Here is an 18,971-nt window from a genome sequence, read left to right as displayed (position 1 = left end):
TGTATATCAGCGATCGACCGAAAAAAGCGGTCGATAGCTGTATGGTGCCCGACCCTCGGACGCCGCATGACGGCCGCGAGGCGGATCCGGCCGGAGCTCGCTACCTGCGCGGCTGGGAGTCGAGGACCTGCTGGAGCGCCTCGAACTCCTCGACGCACTTGCCGGAACCGAGCGCGACGGAGTCGAGCGGGTCCTCGGCGATGTGGATGGGCATACCGGTCTCGCGGCGCAGTCGCTCATCGAGGCCGCGCAGCAGGGCGCCGCCTCCGGTGAGCACGATGCCGCGGTCCATGACGTCACCGGACAGCTCCGGCGGGCACTTGTCGAGGGTCGTCTTGACCGCGTCGACGATGGAGTTGACCGGCTCCTCGATGGCCTTGCGGACCTCGGCGGCCGAGATGACGACGGTCTTCGGCAGGCCGGAGACCAGGTCGCGACCGCGGATCTCGGTGTGCTCGTCCTGCTCCAGGTCGTACGCGGAGCCGATGGTGATCTTGATGCTCTCGGCGGTGCGCTCGCCCAGCAGAAGGCTGTACTCCTTCTTGATGTGCTGGATGATCGCGTTGTCGAGCTCGTCACCGGCCACCCGGATGGACTGGGCCGTGACGATGCCGCCGAGCGAGATGACGGCGACCTCGGTCGTGCCGCCGCCGATGTCCACGACCATGTTGCCGGTGGCCTCGTGGACCGGCAGACCGGATCCGATCGCGGCGGCCATCGGCTCTTCGATGATGTGGACCTGGCGGGCGCCGGCCTGGGTCGACGCCTCGATGACGGCGCGGCGCTCGACCCCGGTGATGCCGGAGGGAACACAGACGACCACGCGCGGACGGGCCATCCAGCGGCGCTTGTGGATCTTCAGGATGAAGTAGCGGAGCATCCGCTCGGTGATCTCGAAGTCGGCGATGACGCCGTCCTTCAGAGGGCGGACGGCGACGATGTTGCCGGGCGTGCGCCCGATCATCTTCTTCGCCTCGGCACCTACCGCGAGGATGCCGCCGGTGTTGGTGTTGATGGCCACGACCGACGGTTCGTTGAGAACGATTCCGCGGCCCCTGACGTACACCAGCGTGTTGGCGGTCCCGAGGTCGACAGCCATGTCACGGCCGATGAACGACATGTTGTTCCCCATGAGGATACGTCTGGCCTTCCCAACTGGAGCGAATGCTTACTGGAGGTCGGCAGGAGGTGATGCGCCGTGAGGCGCGGAAGCTTCCATCGTAGTCCCGCCACCTTGCCCACTCGAACTCGGTGGGAGGGACTTCGCCATTGTCGGCTCTCCACGCACCCGCCCCCTTCAATGGTGACGTCGTGTCGCAATGATGCGTTCCCCCGATCGGTGCGCATATACCAAGGGGCGACCGATGATTCCATCGGTCGCCCCTGGTCACAAGGGTTTCGCGGCTGACGACGAGTCAGGAAACGCCAGGAAAGAAAATCTTGATCTCGCGCTCCGCGGACTCTTCGGAATCCGAGGCGTGGATCAGATTCTCTCGGGTGATCGTGCCGAAGTCCCCACGAATGGACCCACTCGGTGCGGCAATCGGGTCAGTCGGACCGGCGAGCGCCCGCACGCCCTCAATCACCCGCTCACCCTCGACCACAAGCGAAACCACCGGACCGGAGGACATGAACTCCACCAATGGCTCATAAAAGGGCTTGCCGACGTGCTCGGCGTAATGCTGCTCCAGCAGTGCACGGTCCAGGGTGCGCAGCTCCAGCGCGCCGATCGTCCAGCCGGCCTTCTTCTCGATACGGCCGATGATCTCCCCGACGAGACCGCGCCTGACGGCATCGGGCTTGAGGAGGACGAGGGTGCGCTGGCTCACGAAGGGACTCCCTGTATACGAACGACGGTCAGCGGGTGCCCTGAGGCTACATGGGGCGCAGCGCCCGTCGCGGGCCAGCCCCGGCCTGTCGGGCGGGCCACCGGGGGCCCGCCCGAGGGTGCGCTACGCCGGGTCCGCCACCGGATCCCCGGCCGTCTCGCCCTGCGCCGCCCAACGCGCCTTCGCCGCGTCGATCTTGCGGCCGTAGTGGACCGAGGCCCACCACAGGGCCGCGAACACCGCACCGAGGAAGAACATCGCGGGGATCACCAGACCACTGGCGATCAGGGCGATCTGCAGGACCCAGCCCAGCTGGACGCCACCGGGACGGGTGAGCATGCCGCACAGCAGCACGCACAGCAGCATGGCGATCCCGCTGACCGTCCAGACCGTGGCCGCCGGCAGGTCGCTGAGCTGCATCGCCACCAGGCCGGCGAAGCCGATCACGAAGAACTCGCCGATGAGGGTGCTCGCACACAGGGTGCGCATGTCAGTTCCTCCCCATGAGCAGTCGGGCCTCGCCGACCGTGATCACGGAGCCGGTCACCAGTACACCCGCTCCGGAGTACTCGCCCTCTTCCTCGGCGAGGGTGATGGCCGCCTCCAGGGCGTCGTCGAGCCGCGGCTCGACCTGGACCCGCTCGGCGCCGAAGACCTCGACCGCGACGGCCGCCAACTCATCGGCGTCCATCGCGCGATGGCTGGAATTACGCGTCACCACGATCTCGGCGAAGATCGGCTCGAACGCCTCGAGCAGGCCCCGGACGTCCTTACCGGCGCTGGCCGCGACCACGCCCACCAGACGGCTGAAGCCGAACGCCTCGGTGACCGCCTCGGCCGCCGCCCGCGCCCCGGCCGGGTTGTGCGCCGCGTCCAGCACCACGGTCGGGCTGCGCCGCACGACCTCCATACGGCCCGGCGAGGACACCGCGGCGAACGCGGAGCGGATGGTGTCGATGTCCAGCACACGGGCGTGCTCGGAGCCGACGCCGAAGAACGCCTCGACCGCGGCGAGCGCCACCGCGGCGTTGTGTGCCTGGTGCGCGCCGTACAGCGGCAGGAAGATCTCGGGATACTCGCCGCCCAGTCCGCGCAGCGTCAGCATCTGGCCGCCGACCGCCACCTCGCGGGAGAGCACGCCGAACTCCATGCCCTCACGGGCGACGGTGGCGTCCACCTCCACCGCGCGCTTGAGCATCACCGACGCCGCTTCGACCGGCTGCTGGGCCAGCACGACGGTGGCGTCCTTCTTGATGATCCCGGACTTCTCACCCGCGATCTGCTCGGGCGTCTCCCCCAGCCGGTCGGTGTGGTCCAGGGAGATCGGGGTGACCACGGCGACATCGCCGTCGATGACGTTCGTGGCGTCCCAGGTGCCGCCCATGCCGACCTCGACGACGGCGATGTCCACCGGCGCGTCCGCGAAGGCGGCGTACGCCATCGCCGTCAGCACCTCGAAGAACGAGAGGCGGTACTCCTGCTGGGCATCGACCATCTCCACATAGGGGGCGATGTCCTGATACGTCTCGATGAACCGCTCGGCCGAGATCGGGCTGCCGTCCAGGCTGATGCGCTCGGTGACCGACTGGACGTGCGGGCTGGTGTAGCGGCCGGTGCGCAGATCGAAGGCCGACAGCAGGGCCTCGATCATGCGGGCCGTGCTGGTCTTGCCGTTGGTGCCGGTGATGTGGATGGAGCGGTAGGCGTGCTGCGGTGAGCCGAGGATGTCCAGCAGCGCCGCGATGCGCTGCACCGACGGGTCGAGCTTGGTCTCACCCCAGCGGCCTGCCAGCTCCTCCTCGACCGCGCGCAGGGCGCGGTCGACCTCCGGGTCCGCGGGGCGGGCGGGAATACCGTCCCCCTGAGGCGGGCCGGCCTGCGCGCGCAGGGTCCGGCTGCCTGCCTCGATCACCGCGAGATCGGGGTCACGGTCGGTTTCGGCCTCGACCAGTTCGTCGAAGGCGTCGGTCGGGTCAGGGTCGTCGTTCTGGGGGCGCTCGCTCACGCCGACCAGTCTACGAGGCACCGGTGACAGCGGTCGCGCTGCGCCGCCCTCCCCGGCGACCGCCCGCCCCGCACCGGCCTCCGGCGGCCGCAGGCGCCCGCCGGGAGCTATCGGAGCGCCGCCTGCATCATGCTGCGGGCGATCGGTGCGGCCAGGCCGTTGCCGGAGATCTCGTTGCGTTCGGCGTGACCGTCCTCGACCATCACCGCCACCGCGACCTGGTGGCCGTTGCCGTCCTGTGCGTAGGAGACGAACCAGGCGTAGGGCGTACCGCTGTTGTCGACACCGTGCTGGGCGGTGCCGGTCTTGCCGCCGACGGACAGCCCGTCGATCTTCGCGTTGGATCCGGTGCCCTTGTCCACGACCGTCCCCATCGCCGACCGCAGCTGCTCGGCCGTGCGCGCCGACATCGTCGTGCCGTACGTCTTGGGCTCGTTCTCCTCGACGGTGTTACCGCCGCCGTCGGTCACCTTGTCGACCAGCTGCGGGGTCTTCAGCTCGCCGCCGTTGGCGATGGCCGACGAGACCATCGCCATCTGCATCGGGGTCGCCTGGTCGTCGAACTGGCCGATACCGGACAGTGCGGTCTGCGCGGCGTCCATGTCGTCGGGGTAGACGCTCTTGGCCGCCCGCACCGGAGTGTCCACCTCGTCGTCGTTGAAGCCGAACTTCTCCGCCTGTGCGGCCACCTTCTTCGCGCCGAGGTCGGCGGCCATCTTCCCGAAGACGGTGTTGCAGGAGTACTGGAGCGCGGTGCGGATGGTGGCGTCCTTGCAGGGCGCCGCGGTGTTCTCGTTCTTCAGCTCGGTGCTGGTGTGCGGCAGCGTGTAGGGGTCGGGGCTGTCGGTCCGCTCGTCCACCGAGGAGTACAGGCCGTTCTCCAGCGCGGCCGCGGCGACCACCAGCTTGAAGGTGGAGCCGGGCGGCAGCGGCTGGCGCAGTGCGCGGTTCAGTTCCGGCTTGCCGTCGTCCCGCGACATCGCCTGCCACGCCTTCTGATCGGAGCTGCCCGACCCGGCGAACTTGCCCGGGTCGTACGACGGCGTGCTGACCATGCCCAGGATCCGCCCCGTGCCCGGGTCCAGCGCGACCGCCGCACCGGTCTTGCCGCCCAGAGCCCGGTAGCCGGCCTTCTGCACCGCGGAGTCGATGGTGGTCGCGACGTCGCCGCCCTTGGCCCGCTTGCGCGTCAGGGCGTCGGCGGGGCTCTGCAGCCGGCTGTCGGAGCCGTCGAGGACATCGCCGTAGAGGTTCTCCAGCTGGTTGCTGCCGAAGATCTGCGAGGAGAAGCCGGTGACCGGCGCGTACAGGGACCCGTGCTGATAGGTCCGCTTGTACTTCAGCTGCTCGGAGGTGGCCTGCGAGCCGGTGACCGGCTTCCCGTCGACGAGGATGTTGCCCAGCGGCGCCGCGTACTTGCCGATCGCCACCCGCGGGTTCTTCGGGTCGTCCTTGAACGTCTCGGCCTTGGCGGCCTGCAGCCAGGTGACCCAGCCCATCAGCGCGAGGACCAGGGCGAGGCAGAAGACCGAGACCCGTCGCAGTGGCTTGTTCATGGGGCGCGGCTCTCCTCGGCTCTCACTGTCGGCGACGGCCGGACATCCGGCCGTCCGCTCCACCGTGCCTCGCCTTCATGAGAGGCCGATGAGAACGGACGATCGACCGGCTGAGACAACTTTTCGCCTGTTTCCGCCCTCTTCGACGGCGGGGTCCGTACGCCCCGGGCTTTGCCACACGCACGCATCACACGGGTAGCGGGAGCGGGGAACAGGTGCCGGCAGTCAGTCAGCGGATGCATTTGGTGCTGCTCACCGCCTGGACCGTGCTGTGGTTCGCGGTGGTCGAACCGAACGGCGGCTTCTCCTGGCACTACTTACGCACCGGCGGCGAACTGATCTACCAGGGCGCCGCCGGGGACGGCACCGGAGGGCTCAACCTCTACGCCCACCACCCCGAACTCCAGATGGGCCCGGTCAGCTTCCTGGTCGCCGGGCTGTTCAACCCCTTTCCCGAGGCCACCGGGCAGTTCCTCGCCGCCGCCCTGATGGCGCTGCTCGGGCTGGTCATCGTCGTCCTGGCGGGCCGCAGCGCCGCCCACCACTTCCTCGGCACCGGCACCAACCACCAGCGGCTGCGGCAGCGGGTGCTGATCGCAGGACTGGCCTTCCTGCCCATGTGGATCGAGGTCTCGGTCCGGTTCGGGCATCTCGACGACGTGCTCGCGCTGTTCTTCACCGCGCTCGCGGTACGGTCCGTCACCCGCGGCAACGCCGCGCTCACCGGCGTCTTCCTCGCCCTGGCCATGGATTCCAAGCCAACGGCGCTGGCCTTCACCCCGCTGCTGCTCGCCCTCCCGAAGGAGAAGTGGCTGCGCGCCGCGCTGTGGTGCGCGGGGCTGGTCGCCGTCGTCTGGCTCCCGTTCTTCGTCGGCGACCCGCAGTCCTTCGCCGCGGCGAAATTCGCCATCCCCAATCATCCGGCGTCCGCACTGCGCTGGCTGGGTGTCGGCGACCCGCAGACCCCGTCCTGGGACCGGCCCGCGCAGGCCGCGCTGGGCCTGGCGCTCGGCGCCCTCGCCGTCTGGCGCGGCCGTTGGGCGGCGGTGGTCCTGCTCGGCGCCAACGCCCGCATCGTCCTCGACCCCAGCGTCTACACCTACTACACCGCCTCGGTGCTGCTGGGCACGCTGCTGTGGGATGTCATCGGCCAGCGGCGGCTGGTCCCGTGGTGGAGCTGGCTGGCGCTGCTCATCCTCTACGGCAGCGTCTTCGTCGTCCCCGACGATTCGGCGCGGGGCCTGATCCGACTCGCGTTCGTGGCGGTCTCGACCGCGTACGTCCTGCTGTGGCCGGTGCGCGAGCGAGGCGGGCGTGGGCGGGGACGCCGCAGGCCCCCCGTCCGTGAGGACGAGGGGCCTGCGCACGGCGATCCCGCGGAGTGCCCGGAGCCCGGCCCCTGGCCGGGTCCCGCGCCTACGCCTTGGGCAGGGCCTCCAGCTGCGCGCTGATCCGGACGATGTCCGCCTCGGCGGTCTCCAGCCGGACGCGGATCTTGTCCACGACCTTCTCCGGCGCCTTGGCGAGGAACGCCTCGTTGCCGAGCTTGCCCTGGGCCTGCGCCTTCTCCTTCTCGGCGGCGGCGAGGTCCTTCGCCAGCCGCTTGCGCTCGGCCTCGACGTCGATCGCACCGGAGAGGTCCAGGGCGACGGTGGCGCCGGCGACCGGCAGGGAGGCGGTGGCGCTGAAGTCGTCACCGGCCGGCTGGAGCCGCAGCAGCGAGCGCATCGCGGCTTCGTGGGCCGCCAGGGCCGTGCCGGACAGGTCAAGCCGGGCGGGGACCTTCTGGCCGGGCTGCAGCCCCTGGTCGGAGCGGAACCGGCGGACTTCGGTCACGACCTGCTGGACGAGGCCGATCTCCTGCTCGGCAGCCGCGTCGCGGAAGCCGGAGTCGGCGGGCCACTCGGCGATGACGACCGACTCGCGGCCGGTCAGCGTCGTCCAGAGGGTCTCGGTGACGAACGGGACGATCGGGTGCAGCAGCCGCAGCGTGACGTCCAGGACCTCGCCCAGGACGCGGCGCGAGACCTCGGCGGCCGGGCCGCCCGCCATGAACGTCGTCTTCGACAGCTCGACGTACCAGTCGAAGACCTCGTCCCAGGCGAAGTGGAAGAGGGTGTCCGACAGCTTCGCGAACTGGTAGTCGTCGTAGTGGGCGTCCACCTCGGTGACGACCGAGTTGAGCCGCGAGAGGATCCACCGGTCGGTCGCCGACAGCTGCTCCGCGGGCGGCAGTTCGCCCTCGACGGTCGCGCCGTTCATCAGCGCGAACCGGGTGGCGTTCCAGATCTTGTTGGCGAAGTTCCGGGAGCCCTGGACCCAGTCCTCACCGATCGGGACGTCGACACCGGGGTTGGCACCGCGGGCGAGGGTGAAGCGGACGGCGTCGGATCCGTAGGCGTCCATCCAGTCCAGCGGATTGACCGCGTTCCCGAAGGACTTGGACATCTTCTTGCCGAACTGGTCGCGGACCATGCCGTGCAGCGCGATGGTGTGGAACGGCGGAGTGCCGTCCATCGCGTAGATGCCGAACATCATCATCCGGGCGACCCAGAAGAACAGGATGTCGTAGCCGGTGACCAGGACGGAGTTCGGATAGAACTTCTCGACGCTCGGGGTCTGCTCGGGCCAGCCGAGGGTGGAGAAGGGCCACAGGCCGGAGGAGAACCAGGTGTCCAGGACGTCGGTGTCCTGCGTCCAGCCCTCGCCGGTGGGCGCCTCGTCGTCCGGGCCGACGCAGACGACCTCGCCGTTCGGGCCGTACCAGACCGGGATGCGGTGACCCCACCACAACTGCCGCGAGATGCACCAGTCGTGGAGGTTGTCGACCCACCCGAAGTAGCGGGACTCCATCTCCTTGGGGTGGATGGCGACCTTGCCGTCGCGGACCGCGTCACCGGCGGCCTGCGCCAGCGGGCCGACCTTGACCCACCACTGCATCGAAAGCCGCGGCTCGATGGTGGTCTTGCAGCGCGAGCAGTGACCGACGGAGTGGGTGTACGGGCGCTTCTCGGCGACGATCCGGCCCTCGGCGCGCAGGGCGCCGACGATGGCGCTGCGCGCCTCCAGCCGGTCCAGGCCCTGGAAGGGCCCGTGCGCCGTGATGATCGCGTGCTCGTCCATGACGGCGAGGTTGGGCAGGTTGTGCCGGCGGCCGATCTCGAAGTCGTTCGGGTCGTGGGCCGGGGTGACCTTGACCGCGCCGGTGCCGAACTCGGGGTCGACGTGCTCGTCAGCGACGACCGGGATACGGCGGCCGGTCAGCGGCAATTCGATCTCGGTGCCGACGAGATGGGCGTAGCGCTCGTCCTCGGGGTGGACCGCGACCGCGGTGTCACCGAGCATCGTCTCCGCACGCGTGGTCGCGACGACGATGGAGGAGTCGCCCTCGCCGTAGCGGATCGAGACCAGCTCGCCGTCGTCGTCCTGGTATTCCACCTCGATGTCCGAGATGGCGGTCAGACAGCGCGGGCACCAGTTGATGATGCGTTCGGCGCGGTAGATCAGCTCGTCGTCGTAGAGCCGCTTGAAGATCGTCTGGACGGCCTTGGACAGGCCCTCGTCCATCGTGAACCGCTCACGCGACCAGGCGACGCCGTCGCCCAGGCGCCGCATCTGCCCGGAGATCTGCCCGCCGGACTCGGCCTTCCACTGCCAGACCCGCTCGACGAAGGCCTCGCGGCCCAGGTCGTGGCGCGAGACGCCCTCCTTCGCCAGCTCCCGCTCGACGACGTTCTGGGTGGCGATGCCGGCGTGGTCCATGCCCGGCTGCCATAGCGTCTCGAAGCCCTGCATCCGCTTCCTGCGGGTCAACGCGTCGATCAGGGTGTGCTCGAAGGCGTGACCCAGGTGCAGTGAGCCCGTGACGTTCGGCGGGGGGATGACGATGGTGTACGGCGGCTTCTCGCTCTTCTCGTCCGCCTCGAAGTAACCCCGCTCCACCCAGCGCTCGTACAGCGGCCCCTCTACATCGGCCGGCGTGTACTGAGTCGGCAGTTCGGGGGCGCTGTGGTTGCTCTGCGATGAGTTCTCGGTCACGCCGGACAGTGTACGGGCGGTGATGTCGCAGTCTCGAATCGGTTTGGCCCCCGGGGCAGCGGCTGTCGGTGGCGTCGTACAGGATGTCGTCATCGCATCGACACCAGCTGTCACCAGTTGTCACGAGGGGAACCGCTCCATGAGCTACAACCAGCCGCCTCCCGGCCCGTACGGGCAACAGCCCCAGCAGCCCGGCCCGTACGGCCAGCCGCAGCAGCCGCCGGCTCAGCAGCCTGGTTACGGCTACCCCCAGCAGGGCGGCCAGGTCCCCCCGCAGCAGCCCGGTTACGGCTACCCCCAGCAGGGCGGCCAAGTGCCCCCGCAGCAGGGCTACGGCTACCCGCAGCAGGGTCAGCAGCCCGGCTACGGCCAGCAGGCCCCCTACGGCGGCCAGCAGACGCCCTACGGCATGATCCCGCCGGCCCCGCCCGAGACGGGCGGCAACGGCAAGAAGATCGGCCTCATCGTCGGCGGCGTCGCGGTCGTCGCGGCGATCGGCGTGGGCGCGTACTTCGTCTTCGGATCGGGCGGCGAGGTGGCGCCGTACACGATCTCGTTGCCGGACAAGCTGCTGAACGCGCAGTTCTCCAAGGCGCCCGGCCCCACGGGCGCCGGGACCGAGGACTTCTCGAACGACAAGGAGGCGAAGGCTCTCGGGATCACCAACAGCAAGGGCGTCCAAGGCAAGTACACCGCTGACGGCGGCCTGACGGCGACCGTGATCGGCCTGTACGGCAACATCGCCGACCCCGAGGGCGCCGTGAGCCAGATGCTCGCCAAGGTCGACGCGAACCAGAAGAAGTCGATGGGCAGCGCCAAGATCGAGGACGTCACCCCGTCAACGGAGTACTCACCGGAGGGCTTCGACGGCGCGGTGATGAAGTGCCGGACGCAGAAGATCACGGTCTCGCGGGGCGGCGTGACCGTGCCCGTCACCGCCTCCACCTGCATCTGGGGCGACAACAGCGCCCTCGGCGTCGTCCAGATGGCGGCCGCCCCCTCCACCTCCGGAGCGGCCACCTCGTCGACGCCCGGCGCCGAGGAGCTCTCCGAGAAGACCGCCGAGATCCGCAACGAGGTCCGCAAGGAGAAGTAGCGGCACCTCCCGGTTCTTGCGGGTTCATGGCGCTCGATGACGACGGCTCGTCGAGCGCCTTTCGCATGCGGGCCGGCGGGCCGGCGCGGTGACCGGGGTACTGGTGGCGGCAGGCGCCCGCTTCGCGGTACGCGTGCGCTCACCGGTGAAGGCAGCCTGCTCGACCGAAGCGCCGACTCACGTCCGTCACGACGCGGAGCCGCCCGGCAGCGAGTTCGCTGCCGGGCGGCTCCGTGTGTGCCTCGGGTGTTACGCGCTCTTCTCGTGCGGCTCGCCCGACTCACCTGTGCGGGTGCGGGGCACCAGCGTCGGATTGACGTTGGAGTGCACCACGTCCTCGGTGATGACGACCCGGGCGACGTCCTTGCGGGACGGGACCTCGTACATCACCGACATCAGGACTTCTTCCATGATGGCGCGCAGACCACGGGCTCCGGTGCCGCGCAGGATCGCCTGGTCGGCGATGGCCTCCAGGGCCGGGCGGTCGAAGTCCAGCTCCACGCCGTCGAGTTCGAAGAGGCGCTGGTACTGCTTGACGAGCGCGTTGCGCGGCTCGACCAGGATCTGCAGCAGGGCCTCACGGTCGAGGTTGTGGACGGAGGTGAGGACCGGCAGACGGCCGATGAACTCCGGGATCATCCCGAACTTCACCAGGTCCTCCGGCATGACCTCCTGGAGCTGGTCCTTGGACTCGATCTCGCGCTTGGAGCGGATCGTCGCGCCGAAGCCGATGCCCTTGGCGCCGGAGCGCGACTCGATGATCTTCTCCAGACCGGCGAACGCACCGCCCACGATGAACAGCACGTTCGTCGTGTCGATCTGGATGAATTCCTGGTGCGGGTGCTTGCGGCCGCCCTGCGGCGGCACGGAGGCGGTGGTGCCCTCCAGGATCTTCAGCAGCGCCTGCTGCACACCCTCGCCGGAGACGTCACGCGTGATCGACGGGTTCTCGCTCTTCCGGGCGACCTTGTCGATCTCGTCGATGTAGATGATGCCGGTCTCGGCCTTCTTGATGTCGAAGTCCGCGGCCTGGATCAGCTTGAGGAGGATGTTCTCGACGTCCTCGCCGACATAGCCGGCCTCGGTCAGCGCCGTGGCGTCGGCGAAGGCGAAGGGGACGTTGAGCATCCGGGCGAGAGTCTGCGCCAGCAGCGTCTTGCCGGAGCCGGTCGGGCCGAGCAGCAGGATGTTGGACTTGGCGAGCTCGATGCCCTCGTCGCCGCGGCCACCGCCGTTCTCGCCGGCCTGCACCCGCTTGTAGTGGTTGTACACGGCGACCGAGAGCGTCTTCTTGGCGGGCTCCTGGCCGACGACGTAGCCGTTCAGGAACTCGTAGATCTCCCGCGGTTTGGGGAGTTCCTCCCACCGCACCTCGGAGGTCTCGGCGAGCTCCTCCTCGATGATTTCGTTGCAGAGGTCGATGCACTCGTCGCAGATGTACACACCAGGTCCCGCGATGAGCTTCTTCACCTGCTTCTGGCTCTTTCCGCAGAACGAGCACTTGAGCAGGTCGCCGCCGTCACCGATGCGTGCCACGAGGTGCTTCCCCTTCGCCTGGGATCCGCATTGCTCCAACGGACCCGGGTGCTTGCCTATCGACGGTACCTTGCCGGGCCCCCCGTACGGGCCCCCCTTGAACCGACTGGGTTCACTCGATCCAAGGGGGCGACTCTCCGGCTCACGCGCGAAGCCCGCTATCCGATGGAGACGGACGACTTCCGCGTCGAGACGATCTGGTCGACCAGACCGTACGCCAAGGACTCCTCGGCGGTCAGAATCTTGTCACGCTCGATATCGTCCCGAATCTTCTCGATCGGGGTGGAGGAGTGCTTGGCCAGCAGGTCCTCCAGCTGCGAACGCATCCGCAGGATCTCGTTGGCGGCGATCTCCAGGTCGGAGACCTGACCGCGGCCGGTCTCGCTGTACGGCTGGTGGATCAGCACGCGGGCGTTCGGCAGGGCCATCCGCTTGCCGGGGGTGCCGGCCGCGAGCAGCACGGCCGCGGCGGAGGCCGCCTGGCCCATGCAGACCGTCTGGATGTCGGGCTTGACGAACTGCATCGTGTCGTAGATCGCGGTGAGCGCCGTGAAGGAGCCACCGGGCGAGTTGATGTAGATCGAGATGTCACGGTCGGGGTCCATCGACTCCAGGCACAGCAGCTGCGCCATGACGTCGTTGGCCGACGCGTCGTCGATCTGCACGCCGAGGAAGATCACCCGCTCCTCGAAGAGCTTCGCGTACGGGTCGTACTCGCGCACGCCCTGCGAGGTGCGCTCGACGAAGCGCGGAACGATGTAGCGGGACTCGGCGCGCGGGCCGGAAAACTCGGACTCCGCGCCCTCGTACAGGCCGCTGCCGTGGAAGTTGTTCATCGTGGTGTTCACCGTCCTGGTGGCGATCAAGTGGGCTGGGGTGGCTGTGGGGCGAGTGGTCCGGGGCTCAGGCCCCGGTGCCGCCCCCGCCCGGAACGCCTGCGGCGGAGGTCATCACATCGTCGATGAGGCCGTACGTCTTGGCCTCGTCGGCGGAGAACCAGCGGTCGCGGTCGGAGTCGTGGGTGATGCGCTCGACGGTCTGACCGGTGTGGAAGGCGGTCAGCTCGGCCATCCGCTTCTTGGTGTGCAGCAGCCGCTCGGCGTGGATCTTGATGTCCGACGCGGAACCGGCCAGGCCGGCGGAGGGCTGGTGGATGAGGATCTCGGCGTTCGGCAGCGCGAAGCGCTTGCCCGGGGTGCCGGCGCTCAGCAGGAACTGCCCCATCGAGGCGGCGAGGCCCATCGCGATCGTCACCACGTCGTTCTTGATGTACTGCATGGTGTCGTAGATCGCCAGACCGGCCGAGATCGAGCCGCCCGGAGAGTTGATGTAGAGGAAGATGTCCTTCTCCGGGTCCGCGGCGAGGAGAAGAAGCTGCGCGGTGATCTTGTTGGCGATGTCGTCGTCGACCGGCTGGCCGAGGAAGATGATCCGCTCGCCGAGCAGCCGGTTGTAGACCTGGTCGCCGAGGCCACCGAAGGTCGGCTCAGCGGCGGCGGAAGGCATCGGGATCGTCACGTGTCCACCTGCTCGTTGTCGGACGGTTCGAGACCGTCTCAGCGTCGTCTTCTGGGGCGCGGGGATCGGCGCCGTGTGCTGCCCCCGGCGCGGTTTCAGGGACTCCCCTGCCCTCGTATCTACGGACCCTAACGCGCAGGTCGGACAACGCCATCCCGCATTGAGAACTGTTCGCTGTGAGCGCAGGCTCACCGGAGGGGGATGACAGACGGGCCCGAACACGCGCACGTGCGTGTTCGGGCCCGTCTGAACAGGACTCGGGAGAGTCGGGGGCTGGGAATCAGCCCTCGTTCTTCTCCTCGGCCGCGGCCTCGTCGGTGCCCTCGGACTCGGCCTGGACGGTCTCGGCCGTCTCGTCCTCGTCGTCAAGGTCGACGACCTCACCGTTGGTGTCCTTGACCGTGGCGGCCTCGACGACCACCGCGAGCGCCTTGCCGCGGGCGACCTCGCCGACGAGCATCGGCACCTGGCCACCCTCGACGACGGCCTGGGCGAACTGGTCGGGGGACATGCCGGAGGACTGCGCGCGGCGCATGAGGTGCTCGGTGAGCTCCTCCTGGCTGACGTTCAGCTTCTCCTTGTTGACCAGCTCATCGAGGATGAACTGGGTCTTGATGCCCTTCTCCGCCTGCTCCTTGGTCTCGGCGTCGAACTCTTCCTCGGTCTTGCCCTGGATCTCCAGGTACTTGGCGAGGTCGAGGCCCATCTGGCCGAGCTGGTGGTTGACCAGGTTGTGCTTGCGGGTCTCGATCTCGTCCGCGAGCAGCTTCTCGGGGATCGGCACCTCGACGAGCTTGAGCAGCTCGTCCAGGACCTTCTCCTGAGCCTGGGTGGCCTGGTCGTACTTCTTCATCTGGGCGAGGCGCTTGCTGCTGTCGGCCTTGAGCTCGTCGAGGGTGTCGAACTCGCTCGCCAGCTGCGCGAAGTCATCATCCAGCTCGGGCAGTTCGCGGGCCGCGACGGCGGTGACGTCGACCTTGACCTCGGCCTCCTTGCCCTGGGCGGAGCCGCCCTTGAGCTCGGAGGTGAAGGTGGCGCTGCCGCCGGCCTCGACGCCCTTGACGGCCTCGTCGATGCCGTCGAGGAGCTCACCGGAGCCGACGGTGTAGCTGACGCCCTGGGCGACGCCGTCCTCCAGGACCTCGCCGTCCACCTTGGCCTCGAGGTCCAGCGTCAGGACGTCGCCGTCCTGCGCGGCGCGCTCGACCGGGCTGGTCGAGGCGAAGCGCTCACGAAGCTGCTCGACCGACTTGTCGATGTCCTCGTCCGACACCTCGACGGCGTCGACCTCGACCTCGATACCGGAGTAGTCCGGGATCTCCAGGGCGGGGCGGATGTCGACCTCGGCGGTGAAGGCCAGCAGCTCGCCGTCCTTCAGCTCGGTGATGTCGACCTCGGGCTGGCCGAGGACGTTGAGCTCACCCTCGTTGACCGCCTCGGTGTAGAACTTCGGGAGGGCGTCGTTGACGGCCTCCTCCAGCACCGCACCGCGGCCGAACCGCTGGTCGATGACGCGGGCCGGGATCTTGCCCTTACGGAAGCCCTTCACCGTGACCTGCTGGTTGATCTTCTTGTACGCCGCGTCGAGGCTGTCCTTGAGCTCCTCGAAGGGCACCTCGACAGTGAGCCGAACCCGGGTCGGGTTCAGGGTCTCCACGGCGCTCTTCACGGTTCGGTCTCCTTGGGGCTGACTTCTGGGGTTCTGCCTGAGATCTTCCGGCACCCGGTTGTCCGGGTCCCGGCCGATAGCGCCCGGTACAAAGACACACAGGCACGCAGCTTGCATAGTAACCGCAAGGAGGATCGCACCCACAATGCGATCTTCGACGGCCGCTCCTCCGCGGCCGCGGAGTGATGCCGGAGTGCTGAACTGAGGACTGCTGGTCGGGGTGGCCGGATTCGAACCGACGACCTTCCGCTCCCAAAGCGGACGCGCTACCAAGCTGCGCCACACCCCGTCGGTGCGACACGTAGGGTACATGGCTGATGGCGCTGCGGCTGCACGATATCGAGATGCCCACCTCGGCGGGTTCCGCCGCGGCCTCGCGGGCCCGCTGCGGCTCTCGTACGGTGGCGCTCCGCTGCGGGGGCGCACGCGCGCGATTACACGGACCCGGCGCGCGCCTCGCACGCCCGAACCGCCCACGGGTGTGCGGCAGACCGCCCCGACCCGCTACGATGCACTGCGTGCCGAGGTCCTACGACCTGCGGCGCTCGCGGGCGTAGCTCAATGGTAGAGCCCCAGTCTTCCAAACTGGCTACGCGGGTTCGATTCCCGTCGCCCGCTCCGTACGACAAAGGGCCAGGTCAGAGGATGTTTCCTCGACCTGGCCCGAGTCTTTTGCGGGGTCCGGCCGGCGGCTCGCGGGGCTCCTCGGGCGTCAGCCCAGCTGGGCCTTGATGTGGTCGACCACCTCGGCGAAGTCCTCCGTGGGCGAGAAGTCGACGTATTCGCAGTCCTCGAGCGCCTCCGGGGCATGCCCGGGTGACCAGTAGAAGGCCTGTCCGGCCTCGTAGACCCGCTCGCCGTCCCGGGTCCGCATCCTGAGGCGGCCCTTGAGCAGGTAGCCCCAGTGGGGGCACTGGCACAGATCGTCCGTCAGACCCTTGAGTGCCGGTCCCATGTCCGCGCCTCGGGGAAGGCGCACGAAGGCGACGGACATGTCTCCCCCGATTTCCTGCGTCCTCAGCTCCACGCCGTCGCCTTCGATCATGACCGGGGTGTCGTTGCGCGTCGTTGCCGTCATGGCTCCTCCAGGGCCGGTCCGCTGCCGGCCGACTCGCTGCTCTTCCAGTCTCACCCCCGCCGTGGGGGCCTGCGACACGTGCGGGGCCCGCGGCGTGGGCGCCCTTCGCAGGGTGCGCGGGGGTCAATAGGGTGGCGGGCATGGAGATCTGGCTCAATCCCGCGTGTTCCAAGTGTCGTTCCGCCGTGCAGATCCTCGACGAGGAGGGCGCGGAGTACACCGTCCGCAAATACCTGGAGGAGCCGCCGACCGCGGAGGAGCTGCGCGCGGTGCTGGAGCGGCTGGGACTGGAGCCGTGGGACATCACACGGACCCAGGAGGCGGAGGCGAAGGAGCTGGGGGTCGCGGCGTGGGAGCGGACCGACGCCGGACGTGAGCGGTGGATCGCTGCGCTCGCGGCGCACCCGCGGCTGATTCAGCGTCCGATCATCACCGCGGACGATGGATCGGCGCTGGTGGGACGCAGCGAGCAGGCCGTGAAGGAGGCGATGGGGCGTACCGGGGGCGACGCCTAGAAGGTGATGTGGTTGATGGTGTCCGCGAGGGAGTTGAGGAACCGGTTGATGGACGGGGCCATGCCGGTGGAGGCGAGGAAGAACCCGAAGAGTATGGCGACGATCGCCGGACCCGCCTTGATCGACTTCCCTCTGATCAACACGATCAGCACGATCCCCAACAGCAGCACCACTGACAGTGAAAGAGCCACAACTGATCACACCCTTGGTCGGAACGCCTCACCGGCCCGGGAGCATGCCGCGCACACCCCCTGACCCCATCGTGCCACCAACTCCTTGCCCACCGGAGGTGGGTGACGAATCATCGGCCAACGCTTTGCCCGGTTACGACCCCTGGGGTGTGTGAGGCGGGCGCGGCCGGGCAGGCGGGGATATGTGCCGCGCCCGCACCACGGCGCCGGGCCGCCGGAGCGACGTCGGCGATTTGGCCTGATCCCCCCACTGCCGGTGGCCGGTAGCGGCCGGTGGGCCGCGCGGCGCGTGGGGCGCGACCGCCGGCGGGACCTCACCGTGAATTACCGGAGACCGCGGCAATCGGACCGCGTCCGCCATAATTCTCGTGTCATCCGTCACAGCAATTGCGGGCGCTCGCCGTGCGTAATCAAGCGGGCCCGCGAGACGTTATCCGTATCACCCGACGCCCGGTGTGACCGGATCGAGCTATTCGGACATAGCGTAAAGGAATCAGACATTCCTTCCGAGCCTCCCCCGGGGGATACCGCCCGTTTTAGCCTGGCGAAGCGGGACATTGCTGGCGCGTGAGGGCGCTGTGTGCAGGGGCAGGGAGGGGTCGACGAAAGATCTTTTCGTATCTGCCGCAATTTTATCCACGCCATATGTGCGGTGGCACCTGGGGAAATAAAGAATTACTGCCGGGCGGTTTTACGCATTCGCCGACCGCCGCTATCGTGCCTCAGATGTTTCACGCTGCCCCGACACCACGACGTGAGCTCCCTCAGGCCAGGGAGGCGGCGGGTGCGGACCGGACGACGCGTGCGGCACAGCCGTCCGGCGTGCCGGAGCGCGCTGCGGCCCCCGCCCCCAAAGCCGGCCGGGACGCCTTCTTCGACAACGCCAAGTACCTGGCCATCGTGCTCGTGGCGATGGGGCATGCCTGGGAACCGCTGACCGACGGCAGCCGCAGCGCCGAGGCGCTGTACATGACCGTCTACGCCTTCCACATGCCGGCGTTCATCATCATCTCCGGCTACTTCTCGCGCAGTTTCGACATGCGCAAGGACCGGTTGCAGCGTCTGGTCACCGGGGTCGCCGTCCCCTACATCCTCTTCGAGACGGCCTACGCCTTCTTCAAGCGCTGGGCGGACGACGATCCAGGGCATCCGATCAGCCTGCTCGACCCCTGGTTCCTGACGTGGTTCCTGGTGGCCCTGTTCATCTGGCGGCTGACCACCCCGCTCTGGAAGGTCGTGCGCTGGCCGCTGCCGCTCGCGCTGGCCATCGCCGTGCTCGCCTCCGTCTCGCCCGACATCGGTGACGATCTGGATCTCCAACGGGTTCTGCAGTTCCTGCCGTTCTTCGTCCTCGGTCTGTGCCTGCGGCCCGAGCACTTCAAGATGGTGCAGCGGCGGGCGGTGCGTATCGCCTCGTTGCCGGTCTTCGCCTGCGCGCTGCTGATGGCGTACTGGGCGGCACCCCGGATGTCGTCGGCGTGGTTCTACCACCGCGACAGTGCTCAGGAGTTGGGCACCACCTGGTGGATCGGCTCGGTCATGACGATGGCCCTCTTCGGCTGCTCGATCGTCCTGGTGGCCTGCTTCTTCGCCTGGGTGCCCACCCGGCCGATGTGGTTCACGGTGCTGGGCGCGGGGACGCTGTACGGCTACCTGCTGCACGGCTTCCTGGCCAAGGGCTCGCGGTTCTGGGGCTGGTTCGACGACTACGCCTGGCTGCAGACCCCGGCCGGCGAGATCGCGGTCACGCTGATCGCGGGAGCGATCGTGACAGCGCTGTGCACCCCACCGGTCCGCAGGGCGTTCCGCTTCGCGATGGAGCCGACGATGGCGTGGGCGTTCCGCAAGGACGCGGCCGACACGGCACGCGAGCGCGTCAGCTTGTGAGAGCGGCGGGGGCCTCCCCCGCCCTCCGCGGCAACACCTCCGGTCGCCGTGCG

At 68.6% G+C, this 18,971-nt stretch carries 16 protein-coding genes and 2 tRNA genes; 5 read left to right on the top strand and 13 right to left on the bottom strand.

What is annotated here, in order from left to right; genetic code table 11:
• Positions 1-100: 100 nt before the first annotated feature.
• The 5 genes from ACGFZW_RS25595 to ACGFZW_RS25575 form a co-directional block, all read right to left on the bottom strand.
• Positions 101-1,120, bottom strand: a complete 1,020-nt coding sequence (locus ACGFZW_RS25595) for a rod shape-determining protein (RefSeq protein ID WP_393895573.1) — start codon at positions 1,118-1,120, stop codon at positions 101-103.
• A gap of 295 nt (positions 1,121-1,415) precedes the next feature.
• Positions 1,416-1,829 carry a nucleoside-diphosphate kinase gene (ndk, locus tag ACGFZW_RS25590; RefSeq protein WP_393895547.1) on the bottom strand — a complete coding sequence of 138 codons (414 nt, stop codon included), beginning with the start codon at positions 1,827-1,829 and terminating at the stop codon, positions 1,416-1,418.
• Positions 1,830-1,952: 123 nt separating this feature from the next.
• Entirely contained in the window at positions 1,953-2,318 is a 366-nt protein-coding gene (locus ACGFZW_RS25585; RefSeq protein WP_393895546.1) for a DUF4233 domain-containing protein, read from the bottom strand.
• Position 2,319: 1 nt separating this feature from the next.
• On the bottom strand, positions 2,320-3,834 hold the full coding sequence (locus ACGFZW_RS25580) for a bifunctional folylpolyglutamate synthase/dihydrofolate synthase (protein WP_393895545.1): 1,515 nt from the start codon (positions 3,832-3,834) through the stop codon (positions 2,320-2,322).
• Positions 3,835-3,941: 107 nt separating this feature from the next.
• The gene (locus ACGFZW_RS25575; RefSeq protein ID WP_393895544.1) at positions 3,942-5,390 is read right to left on the bottom strand and encodes a peptidoglycan D,D-transpeptidase FtsI family protein; all 1,449 of its coding nucleotides are present in this window, start codon (positions 5,388-5,390) and stop codon (positions 3,942-3,944) included.
• Between the two features lie 236 nt (positions 5,391-5,626).
• Here ACGFZW_RS25575 and ACGFZW_RS25570 point away from each other — a divergent pair, with 236 nt between their 5' ends.
• Positions 5,627-6,841: a hypothetical protein gene (locus ACGFZW_RS25570; RefSeq protein ID WP_393895572.1), complete on the top strand. Its 1,215-nt coding sequence runs from the start codon at positions 5,627-5,629 to the stop codon at positions 6,839-6,841.
• Here ACGFZW_RS25570 and ACGFZW_RS25565 read toward each other — a convergent pair.
• On the bottom strand, positions 6,807-9,428 hold the full coding sequence (locus ACGFZW_RS25565) for a valine--tRNA ligase (RefSeq protein WP_393895543.1): 2,622 nt from the start codon (positions 9,426-9,428) through the stop codon (positions 6,807-6,809). The two genes, ACGFZW_RS25570 and ACGFZW_RS25565, sit on opposite strands and share 35 nt — an antisense overlap.
• Before the next feature lie 139 nt (positions 9,429-9,567).
• Here ACGFZW_RS25565 and ACGFZW_RS25560 point away from each other — a divergent pair, with 139 nt between their 5' ends.
• The gene (locus ACGFZW_RS25560; protein ID WP_393895542.1) at positions 9,568-10,524 is read left to right on the top strand and encodes a hypothetical protein; all 957 of its coding nucleotides are present in this window, start codon (positions 9,568-9,570) and stop codon (positions 10,522-10,524) included.
• Positions 10,525-10,773: 249 nt separating this feature from the next.
• On the opposite strand, the gene clpX is transcribed toward ACGFZW_RS25560, so the two are convergent.
• From clpX to ACGFZW_RS25535, 5 genes are all read right to left on the bottom strand, one after another.
• Positions 10,774-12,060 carry an ATP-dependent Clp protease ATP-binding subunit ClpX gene (gene clpX / locus ACGFZW_RS25555; protein ID WP_393895541.1) on the bottom strand — a complete coding sequence of 429 codons (1,287 nt, stop codon included), beginning with the start codon at positions 12,058-12,060 and terminating at the stop codon, positions 10,774-10,776.
• A gap of 158 nt (positions 12,061-12,218) precedes the next feature.
• A complete protein-coding gene (locus ACGFZW_RS25550) occupies positions 12,219-12,896 on the bottom strand; it encodes an ATP-dependent Clp protease proteolytic subunit (protein ID WP_393895571.1) in 678 nt (225 codons plus the stop codon).
• 67 nt (positions 12,897-12,963) lie between these two features.
• Entirely contained in the window at positions 12,964-13,566 is a 603-nt protein-coding gene (locus ACGFZW_RS25545; protein ID WP_393895570.1) for an ATP-dependent Clp protease proteolytic subunit, read from the bottom strand.
• Between the two features lie 292 nt (positions 13,567-13,858).
• Positions 13,859-15,247 carry a trigger factor gene (tig, locus tag ACGFZW_RS25540; RefSeq protein ID WP_393895540.1) on the bottom strand — a complete coding sequence of 463 codons (1,389 nt, stop codon included), beginning with the start codon at positions 15,245-15,247 and terminating at the stop codon, positions 13,859-13,861.
• A 212-nt stretch (positions 15,248-15,459) separates the two neighbouring features.
• Positions 15,460-15,536: transfer RNA gene (locus tag ACGFZW_RS25535), tRNA-Pro, on the bottom strand.
• 258 nt (positions 15,537-15,794) lie between these two features.
• On the opposite strand from ACGFZW_RS25535, the gene ACGFZW_RS25530 reads away from it, so the two are divergent.
• Positions 15,795-15,865 (top strand) — tRNA-Gly (locus tag ACGFZW_RS25530).
• Between the two features lie 94 nt (positions 15,866-15,959).
• Here ACGFZW_RS25530 and ACGFZW_RS25525 read toward each other — a convergent pair.
• The gene (locus ACGFZW_RS25525; RefSeq protein WP_393895539.1) at positions 15,960-16,325 is read right to left on the bottom strand and encodes a hypothetical protein; all 366 of its coding nucleotides are present in this window, start codon (positions 16,323-16,325) and stop codon (positions 15,960-15,962) included.
• Positions 16,326-16,465: 140 nt separating this feature from the next.
• On the opposite strand from ACGFZW_RS25525, the gene ACGFZW_RS25520 reads away from it, so the two are divergent.
• Positions 16,466-16,840, top strand: a complete 375-nt coding sequence (locus ACGFZW_RS25520; RefSeq protein WP_393895538.1) for an arsenate reductase family protein — start codon at positions 16,466-16,468, stop codon at positions 16,838-16,840.
• On the opposite strand, the gene ACGFZW_RS25515 is transcribed toward ACGFZW_RS25520, so the two are convergent.
• A complete protein-coding gene (locus ACGFZW_RS25515) occupies positions 16,837-17,031 on the bottom strand; it encodes a hypothetical protein (RefSeq protein WP_393895537.1) in 195 nt (64 codons plus the stop codon). The two genes, ACGFZW_RS25520 and ACGFZW_RS25515, sit on opposite strands and share 4 nt — an antisense overlap.
• Positions 17,032-17,757: 726 nt before the next feature.
• Between ACGFZW_RS25515 and ACGFZW_RS25510 the strand changes: the two genes are divergently transcribed.
• Positions 17,758-18,918 carry an acyltransferase family protein gene (locus tag ACGFZW_RS25510; RefSeq protein ID WP_393895536.1) on the top strand — a complete coding sequence of 387 codons (1,161 nt, stop codon included), beginning with the start codon at positions 17,758-17,760 and terminating at the stop codon, positions 18,916-18,918.
• Positions 18,919-18,971 lie beyond the last annotated feature (53 nt).

Source organism: Streptomyces sp. NPDC048248 (assembly GCF_043201875.1).
Lineage (GTDB): Bacteria > Actinomycetota > Actinomycetes > Streptomycetales > Streptomycetaceae > Streptomyces.
This window is presented reverse-complemented; position numbering and strand designations above follow the sequence as displayed.